Genomic DNA, 14,780 nt, shown 5'->3' on the forward strand with positions numbered 1-14,780 from the left:
CGGGAGCAACAGATGAAAACTCCACACTGGCTGGTCGTGAGTTGCCTGGCATTCGCCTGCCTGCCCGCACAGGCGACATCACCCTTCAAACCCATCGAAATCAAGGATCAGGAACTGTCCGAGCTGCGTGGCCGTTATGTCATGCCGGGACGCATCATCAGCTTCGGCGTCGTGATGGAAAGCAGTTGGAAAAACGCCAGTGGCGACATCATCGGCGCAACCACCAGCCTGCAGATCCAGCAATCGACGGTCAAACCGCAGTTCTACGTTTCCACCTACAGCACCCAGGGCAACGGCTCCCCTACCGCCCCGGGCTCCGGCACGGTGGTTGGCGGCAACGGTTTCACCACCTCGGCCGGCGTGACCCAGGTGGTCCGTGCCGCCGGCGACGGCAACAGCGCCTACAACAATGTCGCCATCAACGTCAGCGAAGCCAACCAGGCCCCCGTCAGCGGCCAGCAGGTCGGACAGATTCTCAACAGCGGCGGTAGCATCAGCGGCTCTGGCGCGGCCGGCAATATCACGGTTTCCGCGGTCTCCGGCGGCATTCAGATGGCGATCGCGGCCAGCAACAACCAGGGCCATTCGCTGCAGCAGATCGCCCAGGGTGGCGTCCTGCAGTCCACCGCCCTGCTCGGTGGCCAGAACCTGGTCCACAACATGACTCAACTCAATGTGGTATTGCAGAACAACCTGCAGACAGTGGGAGCCTTGGACTGCAATCTGACCCAACTCAAAGGCCTACGCAACATGGGATTCTGAACTACGCTCACTTTCGACCATTGGAAGTCAGTAAGGGATGGCTAATTTCATGTACCGATCGTTTTCTCTGCGGGCGGCAATTTGTGTGGGGACACTTTTCCCGGCAGCGATGTTGCAAGCGGCACCTGACGCCGAGGTGGAGGCCCTGAAACAGGAACTTCTGGAGCTCAAACAGCGTTACGTTCAACAGCAACAGGCGCTTTCGGTGCTGGAACAGCGGGTTCGACAGGTCGAGGACCAGCCGGCGGCGCCGCCGCCCAAACGCCTGGTCAAATCGCCGGCCGACCTGAGAAAGGGCCAGGCGGTGGCGGGGGCCAGCGCCAATGCCCCAGGTGCCGCGGCAGGGACCTCCGGGGCCTCCTATGGCCAGTCGCTCAAGGATGATTCGGCACCGGCCCAGAGTGTTTCCGACCTGTACAACGAAGCCAGCGGCTTCTTCGGCAATGGCAAGTTCAGTGTAGAAACGGGCATCACCTATTCGCGTTATGACACCCGGCAGCTGACGCTGAACGGTTTCCTCGCACTGGATTCGATTTTCCTCGGCACCATCAACCTCGATCGGATCAAGGCCGATACCTGGACGCTGGATCTGACGGCTCGCTACAACTATGAAAACCGTTGGCAGTTCGACATTAACGCTCCGGTCATCTATCGCGAGTCCACCTATCAATCCGGCGGTGGCAACGGTGGCAGCGCCGCCTCGACCGTGGAAGACACCGTGACACGCGACCCGACACTCGGCGACGTGAACTTCGGGGTGGCCTACAAATTCCTCGATGAATCGGAAAGTCTGCCGGATGCCGTGGTCAGCGTCAGGCTCAAGGCGCCGACCGGCAAGGACCCTTTCGGCATCAAGTTCGTCCGCTCACCCAAGAGCGACAGCCTGTTGGTGCCTGAAGACCTGCCCACCGGCAATGGCGTCTGGGCGCTCACCACCGGCCTCTCGCTGGTCAAGACATTCGACCCGGCGGTACTGTTCGGCACGTTCGCCTACACCCATAACTTCGAGGACTCCTTCAGCGACATCAGCGCCCAGCAGGGCGTCACGCAGCCAGGCAAGGTCAGTATCGGCGACAGCTACCAGTTCGGTGCGGGCGTTGCCTTCGCCTTGAACGAAAAGATGAGTATGTCGTTCTCGGTGTCCGACCTGGTGCAACGCAAAAGCAAACTCAAGCCCGATGGGCAGAGCTGGCAAAGTGTAGTGGGCAGCGACGCCAACGCCGGCTATTTCAACGTCGGCATGACCATCGCCGCCACGCCGAACCTGACCATCGTTCCACAATTGTCCCTGGGCATGACCCCCGACGCCCCGGACTTCAGCTTCAGCCTGAAATTCCCCTACTACTTCTGATCCAGCCTGATGGCGCTCTCTGCCCCGGCCATCGCCGTGGCAGAGGCGCCTGTGAACGGCGCAGCCTCCAGTGCCTAGCGAATCTGATGCTTGTGCAGCAGCCGGTAGAACGTCGGCCGGGAAATCCCCAGCACCTTCGCGGCGATACTCATGTTGTCGCCATGCCGATTGAGCACATCGCACAACGCCTGGCGCTCGGCCTGATAGAGGTAATCCTCCAGGGTACCCATGGCCAGCTGGGCACTGGATTCGCTGGCCAGGCCCAGGTCACCGGCCTCGATCTGCCGCCCCTCGGCCAGCACCAGGCCACGCCGGACCCGGTTGGCCAGCTCGCGCACATTGCCCGGCCAGCCATGGTTGCCCATGGCGACCAGCGCCTCCTCGCTGAAACTGCGCGGTCGCCGCCCGGTTTCCTGGCTGTAGAAATGGGAGAAATGGTTGGCCAGCATCCGCACGTCACCGTGGCGTTCACGCAGCGGCGCCGTCACCACCTGCAGTACATTCAGGCGGTAATAGAGATCCTCGCGAAAGCGCCCGGCAGCGATCGCGGCTTCCAGATCGACGTGGGTCGCAGCCAGGACCCGCACATCGACCGGGATCGGTTGGCTGCCGCCCACCCGCTCGATGTGTTTTTCCTGGAGAAAGCGCAACAGGTTGGCCTGCAGCTCCAGCGGCAGGTCGCCGACTTCGTCGAGAAACAGCGTCCCGCCATTGGCCGCCTCGATGCGCCCGACCTTGCGCTGGTGCGCTCCGGTAAAGGCGCCCTTCTCGTGGCCGAACAGTTCAGACTGGATCAGGTGCTCGGGAATCGCCCCGCAGTTGATCGCCACGAAGGGCTTGGCGTGGCGCTGTGACTGGCGGTGCAGGGTGCGGGCGACCAGTTCCTTGCCGGTCCCGCTTTCACCCCGGATCAACACCGGCGACTCGGTCGGCGCCAGTTTTCCGAGGAGCTTGCGCAACTCGCGGATCGACCGGCTGTCGCCGAGCAACTCGTGCTCCGGCGGTTCGACAGGGGCCGGCCCCTGCCCGCGCAGGCGCGCCATGCCGAAGGCGCGACCCAATGTCACCTGTACGCGGGAAACGTCGAAGGGCAAAGTATGAAAATCGAAGAACCACTCGCAGACGAAGTCACCCACGTTCTGCAGACGCAGGACTTCCTGGCTGAGCACCGCGATCCATTCGGTGCCGCTGCGACTGATCAGGTCCTTGACCGCATCGGGGCGCTCCAGATGAAACGGTTGCAGGCGCAACAGGCCGATATCGCAGGGCCGATCGACCGCCGCCTCGAGCTCGCAACTGTCGACATCCCAGCCAATGCTGCGCAGGCCGGGAAGCAACTGGTGGCAGTCGTTGCAGGGATCGACCACCAGGAGACGCCTTAGCGGTGTGGCTTCTTGCATGACAGCTCCCTGGCGCCTGAATTATAAAATTTTATTAGAAACAGTAATTTGGCAAACCTGGCTGTAACACTAGCAAGAAATTGACGCTAACTTGTACCGATTGAGCATAAGGGCGAAAGCCGATCGAACGCGCCAAACATAACGGTGAAACCATTTCGGTATTCGAGAGTCTTGTTGGAGGCACTGAAAAAAAGTTGAAAAAAACTGTATTTCCCGTGTGACCTGATGCCCCTCAGCGGACATCAGTACAAGTAACCAGCCGCGACGGTGCGCCCAGCCGACGGCTGACACACTGTTTGGGCATACTTGAGAGAAGACCCCATGAACGCCCCGCTCCGTTTCAACGAAGCACTCCTGATGGCCGGCAACGCATTCAAACCCTTCCAATGCGTGGCCTGGACAGCACAAGACAAAGGCGACCTGAGCCTGACCGTAATCGATCGCACCAACAACAGCATCGACCGCCGGCAGATCTCTTGCAGTGACTATTCGAACCTGGCGCAGTTGAAATCCGTTCTGGAACAGGCCCGTGCCGAATTGAGCAAGAAGGGCTACGACTTGCAGCCCTGGACTTTCTCGGCCTGATTCTCGATCTTTAAAGCGATAAGCTTCGCGGGCAAACCCTGCCCCTACAGTAACCGAGCAAGACACGCCGCAATATCTGCAGGAACGTGGCTTGCCCGCGAATGCGATCAAATGGACACAACGTTGGTAGCTGAAGTTAGAGCAGCTCGATGTGCCGATAATCGGCCCCGAGTTCACTGGCCAGTTGCCGCGCCCGCCCCAGGCGAATCGGCCCCTTCTCCAGGTCGACCAGTAATGTCGGGCAATTGAATGGCGCCAACCCCGTCCAGGCCTTCAGGCGCCCATCGGTCAAGACCAATACCCGCTGCCGCTCCTCGGCAAAACGCCGCTGCCTGACGGCCAACCAGTGGCCGGCCTCCTGCAAGGCCGCCAGCAACGGCGTTCCGCCGCCCGCCCCCAGGTTCTCCAACCAGCCCGCCAGGCCACTGGAGGCCTTCAGCCCCTGGACCTGCCACTGCGGCCGGCTGCCACTGGCGGTCAACAATGCCAGGCGTGCCCGCTGGCGATAGGCATCGTCGAACAACTGCGCGAGCAGCCCCTTGGCATCGCTCAGGGCCTGATGTCGACGGGTGGAAGCCGATGCATCGACGATCACCAGCCACAATTCGTGGGCCGTACTGCTGCGCAAGCGAAAACGCAGATCGCGGCGGGCCTTCGGCCGCCCGCCCAGTAGCGTCCCGAGCCAATCGATCGCCCCGCTCGCCGCACCCCGGGCCGCACCCTGGCGGCCTCCGGGAACCTCACCCGCGCCGGTTCTGGCATTCGCCCCCGGCTTGAGTCGAGGGCGAATGCCTAGGGCTTTTTTGGCCAGCTCGGAATGTCCCGACGAGCCCCCATGGCCATGGCCTTGGCCGGCAGTTCACCCCATTGCCCCTGGGCCTGCTCCGTGCCCGGCGCCGGATCGGGGCGGTTCTGTGGCGCGCCGGCAGGAGGGCTTGACGAGGTTGCGGGCGAGTTCTCGCGACGCCGATGACGCAAGGCAAACTCGGCGACCGCCTCGATATCCTCGTCGGCGATCTGCCGCGCTCCCCGCCAGGCGGCGTGGGCACGGGCCGCCCGCAGCCAGACCAGGTCGGCGCGCAGGCCATCGACCCCGGCGGCAAAACAGCGCTCGCTGATCGCGGCCATCGCCCGATCATCCAGGTCGATTTCCAGCAACAACGCCCGGGCCCGTTCGCAACGCTCGCGCAGCACCTGCTGTTGTGTTGCCCACTGGTCGCAGAAGGCCTGCGGGTCGCTGTCGAAATCCAGCCGGCGCCGAATGATCTGCGTCCGCTCGGCCGGTTCCGGCTGGCCGCTCAGGGCGACATTCAGGCCGAAACGGTCGAGCAATTGCGGGCGCAGCTCGCCTTCCTCGGGGTTCATGGTACCGATCAGCACGAAGCGCGCCGCATGCCGATGGGAAATGCCGTCGCGCTCCACCAGGTTGGTGCCGCTGGCCGCCACATCGAGCAGCAGGTCCACCAGATGATCGGCCAGCAGGTTCACCTCATCGACATACAACACGCCGCCGTCGGCCTTGGCCAGCACGCCGGGGGAAAACTGCGCGCGGCCCTCCCCCAGTGCCGCGTCCAGGTCGAGGGTGCCGACCAGGCGCTCCTCGGTGGCCCCCAGGGGCAAGGTGACGAACTGCCCGCTGGCCAGCAGGTCGGCCAGGCCACGGGCCAGGGTCGACTTGGCCATGCCGCGCGGCCCCTCGATCAGCACGCCGCCGATCTTCGGGTCGATGGCGGTCAGGCACAGCGCCAGCTTCAGCGCATCGGCACCGACCACCGCCGACAGCGGGAAATGCGGGGAGTCAGTCATGGTGCATAGTCCTCAGGCATCTTCTTCAATATCCAGCAGCAGGTTTTCCAGCGCCTCGCGGTAGTCCCCCGGCTCACGCCACAGCCCGCGCTGCTGGGCTTCCAGCAGGCGCTCGGTCATGTCGCGCAAGGCATGGGGGTTGTGCTCGCGGACGAACGCGCGGGTGTCGGCATCCAGCAGGTAGGCATCGGCCAGCAACGCGTACTGGTGATCGTCGATCAGCTGGCTGGTGGCATCGAAGGCGAACAGATTGTCGACCGTCGCCGCCAGCTCGAAGGCACCCTTGTAGCCATGGCGCTTGACCCCGTCGATCCACTTGGGGTTGGCCGCCCGCGAGCGGATCACCCGGTTCAACTCCTCCTTGAGCGTGCGGATCTTCGGCAGGTCCGGCTGGCTGTGGTCGCCATGATAGCTGGCGGCGGTTTTGCCACTGAGGCTTTCCACCGCCGCCAGCATGCCACCCTGGAACTGGTAGTAGTCGTTGGAATCGAGCAGGTCATGCTCGCGGTTGTCCTGGTTCTGCAACACGGCCTGGACCTGGCTCAGGCGTCGGGCGAACGGCGCCCGGGCCGCGGTACCCTCGTCGGAGCCGCCATAGGCGTAGCCACCCCAGTTCAGGTAGACCTCGGCGAGGTCCTCGCGGCTCTGCCACAGGCGCCCGTCGATGGCATTCTGCACACCCGCGCCATAAGCGCCCGGCTTGGCGCCGAAGATCCGCCAACCGGCCTGGCGTGCGGCCTGCTCGGCATCCAGGCCCTGCGCCTGCAGTTGCTCGCGCTCCTGGCGAACGCGGGCCGCCAGGGGGTTCAGGTCCTCGGGTTCGTCCAACGCCGCCACCGCCTGCACCGCCGCGTCGAACAGGCGGATCAGGTTGGCGAAGGCGTCACGGAAGAACCCGGAAACCCGCAGGGTCACGTCCACCCGAGGGCGGTCCAGCAGGCTCAGCGGCAGGATCTCGAAGTCGTCGACCCGCTGGCTGCCGGTGGCCCAGACCGGCCGCACGCCCATCAGCGCCATGGCCTGGGCGATGTCGTCGCCGCCGGTGCGCATGGTCGCCGTGCCCCAGACCGACAGGCCAAGCTGACGCAGGTGGTCGCCGTGGTCCTGCAGATGTCGCTCGAGAATCAGGTTGGCCGACTGGAAACCGATGCGCCAGGCCGTGGTGGTCGGCAGGTTGCGTACGTCCACGGAAAAGAAATTGCGCCCGGTAGGCAACACGTCCAGTCGCCCGCGGCTCGGTGCACCACTGGGACCGGCCGGGACGAAGCGCCCGTCGAGGGCGGCAAGCAGGCCCTGCATTTCCGCCGGCCCGCAAGCATCGAGCCGCGGCGCCACCTGTTCGAGCAGCCCGTCGATGATGCTGCGCACATCGGCCCATGCCTCGCTGTCCGGCAGCTCGGCGAGCCCCGCCAGGGCCTGCTCGATCAAGGCTGCGGCATACAGTTCCAGGCGCTCGCGACTGTCGCCGGCGGTGCGCCAGGTGGCCGCGCCGAGGTCGCGCAGCGCCTCCGGACGGCAGCCGGTCCAGGGTTCGGCCAGGTTACAGTCGAGCGGGTCGAAGCCCAGTTCGAAGGCCTTGGCCAACGCCCGCAGCAGGCTCGACCGGGCACCTCGCCCGTCACCGCGGGGAATACGCAGCAGGGCCAGCAGGGTATCGATGCGCAGCCGTCCCTGCGGCGACTCGCCGAACACGTGCAGGCCATCGCGGATCTGCGACTCCTTGAGGTCGCAGAGGTAGGTGTCCAGGCGCGGCAGCCAGATCGCTGCGTCGGCATCGCTGTCGAGCCCGGCATCCAGCTGCAGCTCGCGGTCGATCTGCGTCTCGCGTACCAGTTTGAGGATGTCTCGCTGCAACTCCCGGGCCCGGCGTGGGTCGAGCAGTTGCGCTTCGTAGTATTCGTCGGCAAGCAGTTCCAGGTCGCGCAACGGGCCGTAGGTTTCGGCACGGGTCAGCGGCGGCATCAGGTGATCGATGATCACCGCCTGGGTCCGGCGCTTGGCCTGGGCCCCCTCGCCCGGGTCGTTGACGATAAACGGATAGATATTCGGCAGCGGCCCCAGCAGCGCATCCGGCCAGCAGTGCTGCGACAGACCGACCCCCTTGCCCGGCAGCCACTCCAGGTTGCCATGCTTGCCGACATGGATCACGCCGTGGGCACCATAGCGGTGGCGCAACCAGAAATAAAACGCCAGGTAGCCATGGGGCGGCACCAGGTCCGGATCGTGGTAGACCGCACTCGGGTCGACCTGATAACCACGGGCCGGCTGGATGCCGACGAAGGTCAGCCCCAGGCGCAGCCCGGCGACCATCATCCGCCCGTCGCGGCACATCGGGTCGTTTTCCGGCTGCCCCCAGCGAGCCAGTACCGCCTGGCGGTTGGCCTCGGGCAATTGCTCGAACAGGGCCTGGTATTCGGCCAGCGCCAGGCTCTGCCGGCAGGGTCGCAGATCGAGGCTGTCGAGATCGTTGCTGACGCCGCCGAGCAGGGCCTGGATCAGGCCGGTGCCACTCTCGGGCAGTTCGGCAACCGGGTAGCCCTGCGCCTGCAAGGCCCGCAGGATATTCAGCGCCGCGGCCGGCGTGTCCAGGCCGACACCGTTGCCGATGCGGCCGTCACGGGTCGGATAGTTGGCCAGGACCAGGGCGATGCGCTTGGCGCCGTTGTCCAGCCGTGCCAGGTCGACCCAGCGCCGCGCCAGTTCGGCGACGAAGTCCATGCGCTCGGGCTGGGCCCGGTAGCAGACCACGTCGCTCTGGCTGCGCTCGCTGCGCCAGGCCAGGTCCTTGAAGCTGATCGGCCGGCTGATGATCCGTCCGTCCAGTTCCGGCAAGGCGATGTGCATCGCCAGGTCCCGCGGCCCCAGGCCCTGCTCGCTGGCCTGCCAGCCGGGCTCGTTGTCCTGGGCGCAGATGGCCTGGATCACCGGAATGTCACGGCGGAACGGCCGCAGGTGCGGCGCCTCGGGGGTCGACTGGGCAAAACCGGTGGTATTGAGGATCACCGCCGCCGACACTTCGTCCAGCCAGTCCTCGACCGTCGCCAGGCAGGCCGGCTCCTTGAGGCTGGCCACGGCGATCGGCAACGGGTTCAGCCCGGCCGCCTGCAGGCGCTGGCAGAACACATCGACGAAGGCGGTGTTGGCCGCCTGCAGGTGCGAACGATAGAACAGCAGCGCCGCTACTGGTTGGTCGGCCTGCCAGTCGGTACGCCAATCCGCCAGTCGCGCATCGACCACGCGGGGGTGGTAGATCGCCGTGCGCGGCAAGGCGCGAGGCTCGTGCCACGGGTAATCGCGCCCCAGCCAGGTACTGGCCAGGCAATTGAACAGTTGCAGGGCGTTACCCAGCCCCCCCTGGCGCAGGAAATGCCAGAGCCGTTCGGCCTCGGCCGCCGGGACGTTGCCCAGGGCGCTCAGTTCCGGGTCGGGACGGTCATCGCCCGGCACCAGGATCAGCGCCACGCCGCGCTCGGCCAGTTGCACCAGGCGCTCGATGCCGTAGCGCCAATAGCCGATCCCGCCGTGCAACGACAGCAGGATCACCTTGGCGTGTTGCAGCACCTGGTCGACATACAGGTCGACCGAGGCATGATTCTGCACCTGCATCGGGTTGGCCAGGCGCAGGCTGGGGTAATCGTCCGGCAGTTGCTGCGCCGCTTCGGCGAGCAACGCCAGGCTGGAATCACCGCTGCACAGGATCACCAGCTCGGCGGGGGTCTGTCCCAGGTCGGCAATGTTGTCGTCCGACACGAAACCGCCGGGCTGGGTCCTGAGCAGGTGCATGGGGTCAGACCGTCAGCGCCGCGCGCAGGGTCGACTCGAGCAGGGCGGCATCCAGTTCCTGACCGATCAGCACCAGGCGGGTGACACGCGGCTCGTCAGCGCCCCAGGCACGGTCGAAGTGCTTGTCGAAACGGGTGCCCACGCCCTGGATCAGCAGGCGCATCGGCTTGTTCGGGATCGCCGCGAAGCCCTTGACCCGCAGGATGCCGTGCTTGACCACCAGTTGCGTCAGGGCATCGAGCAGCAGGCTTTCATCGGCTTGCGGCAGGTCGATGGAGATCGAGTCGAAGGCATCGTGGTCATGATCGTCGTGATCATCGCCGTCGTGGTGGTGATCGTGGTGGCTGTGACGGCTGTCGATATGTTCTTCGGAGCCGGCACCCAGGCCGAGCAGCACGTCCAGCGGCAGGCGACCGCTGCTGGCCTCGACGATCTTCACCGCCGGTGGCAGTTCCTCGGCCACTTCCAGGCGGACCTTGGCCAGGTCTTCGGGGGCGATCAGGTCGGTCTTGTTGAGAATCACCAGGTCGGCGCTGGACAACTGGTCGGCGAACAGTTCGTGCAGCGGCGACTCGTGGTCCAGGTTCGGGTCGAGCTTGCGCTGGGCGTCCACCTGGTCGGGGAAGGCGGCGAAGGTACCGGCGGCCACCGCCGGGCTGTCGACCACGGTGATCACCGCATCGACGGTGCAGGCACTGCGGATTTCCGGCCACTGGAACGCCTGGACCAGCGGTTTGGGCAACGCCAGGCCGGAGGTTTCGATGAGGATGTGGTCCAGATCGCCGCGCCGTGCCACCAGTTCGCGCATCACCGGGAAGAACTCTTCCTGCACGGTGCAGCACAGGCAGCCATTGGCCAGTTCGAAGACGCGACCGACCGCCTCTTCCTCGGTGCAACCGATCGAGCACTGCTTGAGGATTTCACCATCGATGCCGAGTTCGCCGAATTCGTTGACGATCACCGCGATGCGGCGGCCCTGGGCGTTGTCGAGCATGTGGCGCAACAAGGTGGTCTTGCCCGAGCCGAGGAAGCCGGTGACGATGGTGACGGGAAGCTTGGCCAGTGTTTTCATCGGGATGCCCCTTGGCAAAAATAGCGGGCATACGGGACGAGAACCGCTGCCGGAACAGGCGCGGGTAGGTTCGCCACCGGATCACCCCGCCCGGTTTAAGTGAAATTCTGTCACGAGGCAGGTCTCCTGGCTTGCGGGCGGGTGTTCGGCAGTCGCCCGATCACCGGGTCTTGCGCCTTCCCGCCCCAAGGGGCAGTGGCCAGGCAAGACTATCAAACCGCTCACAGTTGCGGGGGCAGCCGCGGCTTGCCGCGTTCCCATCTTAGCTTCGGCCGGATGCCGAAGAACCTCGAACCTGCAAGGCTACGCAGTGCGCGGGAGCAGGTCAATCTCGACGGCCGCTGTGGTTTAATTGCGCCCCCTTTCACCCTGCCCGTTTCAAGGAAGCCCCGCCCATGAGTGCCACCGGCACCACCACCGTCCTGGTCATCGGTTATGTCTGGCCCGAACCCCGTTCCTCGGCCGCCGGTGGGCACATGATGCAGATTCTCGAAAGCTTCCTCGAAGCCGGCTGGCACATCACCTTCGCCAGCCCCGCCAGCGTCGGCGAGCACAAGGCCGACCTGCAGAGCCTGGGAATCGACGAACAGGCCATCGAGCTCAACAACAGCAGCTTCGACACCTTCATCACCGCCCTGCAGCCGGATGTGGTGCTGTTCGACCGCTTCATGATGGAGGAGCAGTTCGGCTGGAGGGTCGAGAAGCACTGCCCCGACGCCATCCGCGTGCTGGAAACCTCCGACCTGCAAAGCCTGCGCGACGCCCGCCAGCAGCAGCTCAAGGAACGCCTGAAGGCCGATCCGGACCCGAACGACTTCAGCACGCTGTTTGCCCCCGACCTGCCGCAGGTGTTCCAGCAGATGAGCGAAACCGATCAGGCCCAGCGCGAGATCGCGGCGATCTACCGCTCGGACCTGAGCCTGATGATTTCCGATGTCGAGATTCGCCTGTTGACCGAGCAGTTCCGGCTGCCGCCGGCGCTGCTGCACTGGTGCCCGCTGATGCTCGATCAGCCCGCTGCCTTTCGGCCGTTCGAGGAGCGCGCGCATTTCCTCAGCATCGGCAACTTTCGCCACGCACCGAACTGGGACGCGGTGCTCTGGATGAAAACCACCCTCTGGCCGCTGATCCGCCAGCAATTGCCGAGCGCGCAACTGCACGTCTACGGCGCCTATACACCGCCCAAGGCCACCGCCCTGCATAACCCGACCCAGGGCTTTCACGTGCTGAACTGGGCCGAGGATGCCTTGCAGGTCATGAGTGCGGCGCGCATCTGCCTGGCACCGTTGCGCTTTGGCGCCGGGATCAAGGGCAAGCTCGCCGATGCCATGCTCTGCGGCACGCCAAACGTCACCACGCCGATCGGTGCCGAAGCCATGCACGGCGACTTGCCCTGGCCCGGCGCCATCGAGACCCGCGCCGAAGCCCTGGCCGCGGCCGCCGTGCGGCTCTACCAGGACCCGGCGGCCTGGCGGCAGGCCCAGGCCGCCGGCCACGCCTTGCTGGCCGCCCGCTACGACCGGCGCCAGCACGGCCCGGCCCTGGTGGCGCGTATCGAGCAATGCCGGCAGCGACTGGCACAACATCGGCGCGACAACTTCACCGGCGCCATGCTGCGGCATCACCATCACAAGAGCACCCAGTACATGGCCCAGTGGATCGAGGCGAAAAACCGCAAGGCCTGAGGCCTCATGTCGAAGGCAGGAACAACCGGGCGATCTCGATCAGTTGCGGCCCCCGATCCGGCGCCAGCACCAGGGCCGAACGCGGCGGCAACAGCCGGCCCTCCGGCGAACGGGCGGGTTTCCTGGCGAAGTTCACCGTGATCAGGGTGCCGTCGCTGAACGAGGTACGCTGAACCAGGCGATCGGCCGAAAACACCTGGAAATCGCTCAGCCGCTCGGTGAACAGCCTTTCGTGCAACGGCCGGAACACCTTGTCATAGGCCCGAATAAACGGCAGATCGCGGGCCAGCACCTGGTCGTTGAGGTGATACAGGGGCGGCACCATGTACAGCAACTGCAGCAACGCCGTGGTTTCCCGCTCGCTGGAGAACTTCAGCGAGCCATATTCCCAATGGTGGGTGCTGACCAGGCTGTCGTGGAACACCAGCTGATACAGCGGCAGGCGAAACTGCGCCGAGGTGACGAAGCGGGCGACCGCCGGCTTGAGCGGTATCGGCTTGAAATACAGGTCCGGGGTCTCCGGCGGCCAGTACCCGCCACGGTAGAACGGCGACTGCTTGTTCTTGCCGATATCCGGGTCCATCCAGGCGAACGGCTGGGTGGCGATGCCATGGCTGTAGGCGATGCTGGGCACATAGAAGGCCACCCCACCCTCGCTGCCGGTGACCAGCCCCAGCTCGGTGCCGGGAAACTGCAAGCGGCGCCTGCGCGCCTCGGCATCCTCGCGCTCGCTGGTTTCCCGGCCCGGGGTATAGTCCCTGAACTCGGGACCGGCGGCATCGACATCGAGAAAGTAGCTGTTCAGGCGGGCGCCACGGGCAACCGCACTGATACGCCGTTGCGCATAGGGTTCGACCACCCGGGAATTGACATAGACCCCACGGCCATTGAAGCCGCGCAGCTTTTCCCCCCGGCTGTCGCGATAGCCCGCCGCCGCCAGTTCGTCGCCCATCTGCGCCGTGGCCCAGGTGGCCCGCAGGTTGGAGGGATGCGCACTGCCGTAGCTGTCATACACCGCCACCAGATAACCGGCAGCCTTGGCCGCCTCCACCGCCTCGGGGTGCCACAGCGCATCGCGCCAGTCGTCCGCCCCCAGCCAGGCCCGGCTCAGGCCGGCCTTGCGCAACGCCTCCACGGTCTCCAGCGACAGACCGCCGCCCCAGCGCCGGGGCGATGCCAGCCAGGGGCCGAACGCGTCGAGCAACTGCCCGCGGACCTGCTGCCCCCAGGCCACATTCGCCGCCGGATCGTGATTGCCCGGCAGCGGCTCGACCGGCACCAACGGCAACGCCGCCTGCAATGCCGTATTGAGCGCACGGGTCACCTCGCGCCGACGAAACAGCGACACCCCGCTCTTCCAGTCACCGGCCTCCTGCAACGCGGCCTCGAAACTTTCCCGTGCCGGTGGGTCGAACGCCGCCCACAACCTCGATGCCAGGTGCCGATGATCCTGGCGACGCGCGGCAAAAAACCTCAGGAACGCCGGCCAGTCCTTGATATCCGCGGTTTTCAGCGGCCCCGCCCCCCACAGATAGATATGCGCGGCCCCGCCAAGCCGGGCGACCAGCGGCTGCCGGGCAATTTTCTGTTTCAGCGAAACCAGGCGGTGACGGGCCTCCAGCCACTGGCGATAGAAACGCGCGCCATACAACGGATCGGCCGGGCCGACCCTGATGCTGACCTTGAAGGGCGCGTCCCCGGCCAACCGGTTGAACTCGTGACTGATCCGCGGCAACGGTCGCGAATCCTGCTCGATCATGCCGAAACGGGTATCGAAGGGCGTTTCGATCAGCCAGGTGATCGAGTGATCGCCCCGCAACTCACTCCAGAAGGGCATCGACAGCAGGCCGTTGAGGGCATCCGGCTCATAGCGGCGCAACAGCCAGTCCAGCCACTGGCGATCGTCAGCGGGGACATAGGCGCCCTCCCCGAACGGCAGAGCATAGGCCTCGATGGCTGCGGCCTCCAGGGGCCGCGGCCACTCCAGCAGCCCCGGCTGATCGGCGCGGATCGACAGGCGCAAGGCGTCCTGCTCGATCCCGGCCTCGACCCGGAAGCGATCGGCACCGTGGCTGATACGCCAGCTGCGCCCGGTCAATCCGTTGGCCCGGGCACTGTCGGAAAAGGCCGGCGCGCTCAGTACCGAGACCTGGCCATCGTCACGGTGCAGAGTGACCTGCAGGGTCGCCGGATCGACGCTGAACACTCCGCCGCTGTAGGGCAGGTCGACCGGCAACTGCCCGAAAACCGGCAGGCTGGACAGACACAGGGCCAGCGTCAGGAACAGGCGACGAAATCGATCAATAGCGGGTACGGGGCGCATGGCGTTCCACAGA

The 14,780-nt window shown here is 65.5% G+C and carries 10 protein-coding genes and 1 riboswitch; of the genes, 4 read left to right on the plus strand and 6 right to left on the minus strand.

Translation table 11 applies throughout. The features are described 5' to 3' along the window. Positions 1 to 12 precede the first annotated feature (12 nt). On the plus strand, positions 13 to 762 hold the full coding sequence (locus PF66_RS07400; protein ID WP_054062294.1) for a hypothetical protein: 750 nt from the start codon (positions 13 to 15) through the stop codon (positions 760 to 762). A gap of 49 nt (positions 763 to 811) precedes the next feature. Further along, the gene (locus PF66_RS07405; protein WP_054062295.1) at positions 812 to 2,113 is read left to right on the plus strand and encodes an autotransporter domain-containing protein; all 1,302 of its coding nucleotides are present in this window, start codon (positions 812 to 814) and stop codon (positions 2,111 to 2,113) included. A 74-nt stretch (positions 2,114 to 2,187) separates the two neighbouring features. On the opposite strand, the gene PF66_RS07410 is transcribed toward PF66_RS07405, so the two are convergent. Next, on the minus strand, positions 2,188 to 3,513 hold the full coding sequence (locus PF66_RS07410; protein ID WP_054062296.1) for a sigma-54 dependent transcriptional regulator: 1,326 nt from the start codon (positions 3,511 to 3,513) through the stop codon (positions 2,188 to 2,190). A gap of 321 nt (positions 3,514 to 3,834) precedes the next feature. On the opposite strand from PF66_RS07410, the gene PF66_RS07415 reads away from it, so the two are divergent. After that, complete coding sequence (locus tag PF66_RS07415; RefSeq protein ID WP_017906965.1) at positions 3,835 to 4,098, plus strand: hypothetical protein; 264 nt, start codon at positions 3,835 to 3,837, stop codon at positions 4,096 to 4,098. 136 nt (positions 4,099 to 4,234) lie between these two features. Here the strand turns inward: PF66_RS07415 and PF66_RS07420 are convergent, their stop codons facing one another. From PF66_RS07420 to cobW, 4 genes are read right to left on the minus strand one after another with little or no spacing between them, the layout of a single operon-like run. Then, a complete protein-coding gene (locus PF66_RS07420) occupies positions 4,235 to 4,888 on the minus strand; it encodes a vWA domain-containing protein (RefSeq protein WP_081006057.1) in 654 nt (217 codons plus the stop codon). 2 nt (positions 4,889 to 4,890) lie between these two features. Beyond that, entirely contained in the window at positions 4,891 to 5,904 is a 1,014-nt protein-coding gene (locus tag PF66_RS07425; RefSeq protein WP_054062297.1) for an ATP-binding protein, read from the minus strand. A 12-nt stretch (positions 5,905 to 5,916) separates the two neighbouring features. After that, positions 5,917 to 9,687 carry a cobaltochelatase subunit CobN gene (cobN, locus tag PF66_RS07430; protein ID WP_054062298.1) on the minus strand — a complete coding sequence of 1,257 codons (3,771 nt, stop codon included), beginning with the start codon at positions 9,685 to 9,687 and terminating at the stop codon, positions 5,917 to 5,919. 4 nt (positions 9,688 to 9,691) lie between these two features. Further along, positions 9,692 to 10,759 carry a cobalamin biosynthesis protein CobW gene (gene cobW, locus PF66_RS07435; protein WP_054062299.1) on the minus strand — a complete coding sequence of 356 codons (1,068 nt, stop codon included), beginning with the start codon at positions 10,757 to 10,759 and terminating at the stop codon, positions 9,692 to 9,694. A 99-nt stretch (positions 10,760 to 10,858) separates the two neighbouring features. Beyond that, positions 10,859 to 11,066: riboswitch (cobalamin riboswitch) on the minus strand. An 88-nt stretch (positions 11,067 to 11,154) separates the two neighbouring features. Between cobW and PF66_RS07440 the strand changes: the two genes are divergently transcribed. Then, the gene (locus PF66_RS07440) at positions 11,155 to 12,444 is read left to right on the plus strand and encodes a glycosyltransferase (RefSeq protein ID WP_054062300.1); all 1,290 of its coding nucleotides are present in this window, start codon (positions 11,155 to 11,157) and stop codon (positions 12,442 to 12,444) included. Between the two features lie 4 nt (positions 12,445 to 12,448). On the opposite strand, the gene PF66_RS07445 is transcribed toward PF66_RS07440, so the two are convergent. Then, positions 12,449 to 14,767, minus strand: a complete 2,319-nt coding sequence (locus tag PF66_RS07445; RefSeq protein ID WP_054062301.1) for a glycoside hydrolase — start codon at positions 14,765 to 14,767, stop codon at positions 12,449 to 12,451. Between the last annotated feature and the right edge of the window lie 13 nt (positions 14,768 to 14,780).

The sequence above is a fragment of the Pseudomonas asplenii genome (assembly GCF_001293465.1).
Classification (GTDB): Bacteria; Pseudomonadota; Gammaproteobacteria; order Pseudomonadales; family Pseudomonadaceae; genus Aquipseudomonas; species Aquipseudomonas fuscovaginae_B.

Excerpts from the sequence above, each read along its gene's own strand:
- PF66_RS07410 (WP_054062296.1), bottom strand. The coding sequence starts at position 3,513 with ATGCAAGAAGCCACACCGCTAAGGCGTCTCCTGGTGGTCGATCCCTGC.
- PF66_RS07440 (WP_054062300.1), top strand. The coding sequence starts at position 11,155 with ATGAGTGCCACCGGCACCACCACCGTCCTGGTCATCGGTTATGTCTGG.
- PF66_RS07405 (WP_054062295.1), top strand. The coding sequence starts at position 812 with ATGTACCGATCGTTTTCTCTGCGGGCGGCAATTTGTGTGGGGACACTT.
- cobN (WP_054062298.1), bottom strand. The coding sequence starts at position 9,687 with ATGCACCTGCTCAGGACCCAGCCCGGCGGTTTCGTGTCGGACGACAAC.
- PF66_RS07445 (WP_054062301.1), bottom strand. The coding sequence starts at position 14,767 with ATGCGCCCCGTACCCGCTATTGATCGATTTCGTCGCCTGTTCCTGACG.
- PF66_RS07425 (WP_054062297.1), bottom strand. The coding sequence starts at position 5,904 with ATGACTGACTCCCCGCATTTCCCGCTGTCGGCGGTGGTCGGTGCCGAT.
- PF66_RS07415 (WP_017906965.1), top strand. The coding sequence starts at position 3,835 with ATGAACGCCCCGCTCCGTTTCAACGAAGCACTCCTGATGGCCGGCAAC.
- PF66_RS07400 (WP_054062294.1), top strand. The coding sequence starts at position 13 with ATGAAAACTCCACACTGGCTGGTCGTGAGTTGCCTGGCATTCGCCTGC.
- cobW (WP_054062299.1), bottom strand. The coding sequence starts at position 10,759 with ATGAAAACACTGGCCAAGCTTCCCGTCACCATCGTCACCGGCTTCCTC.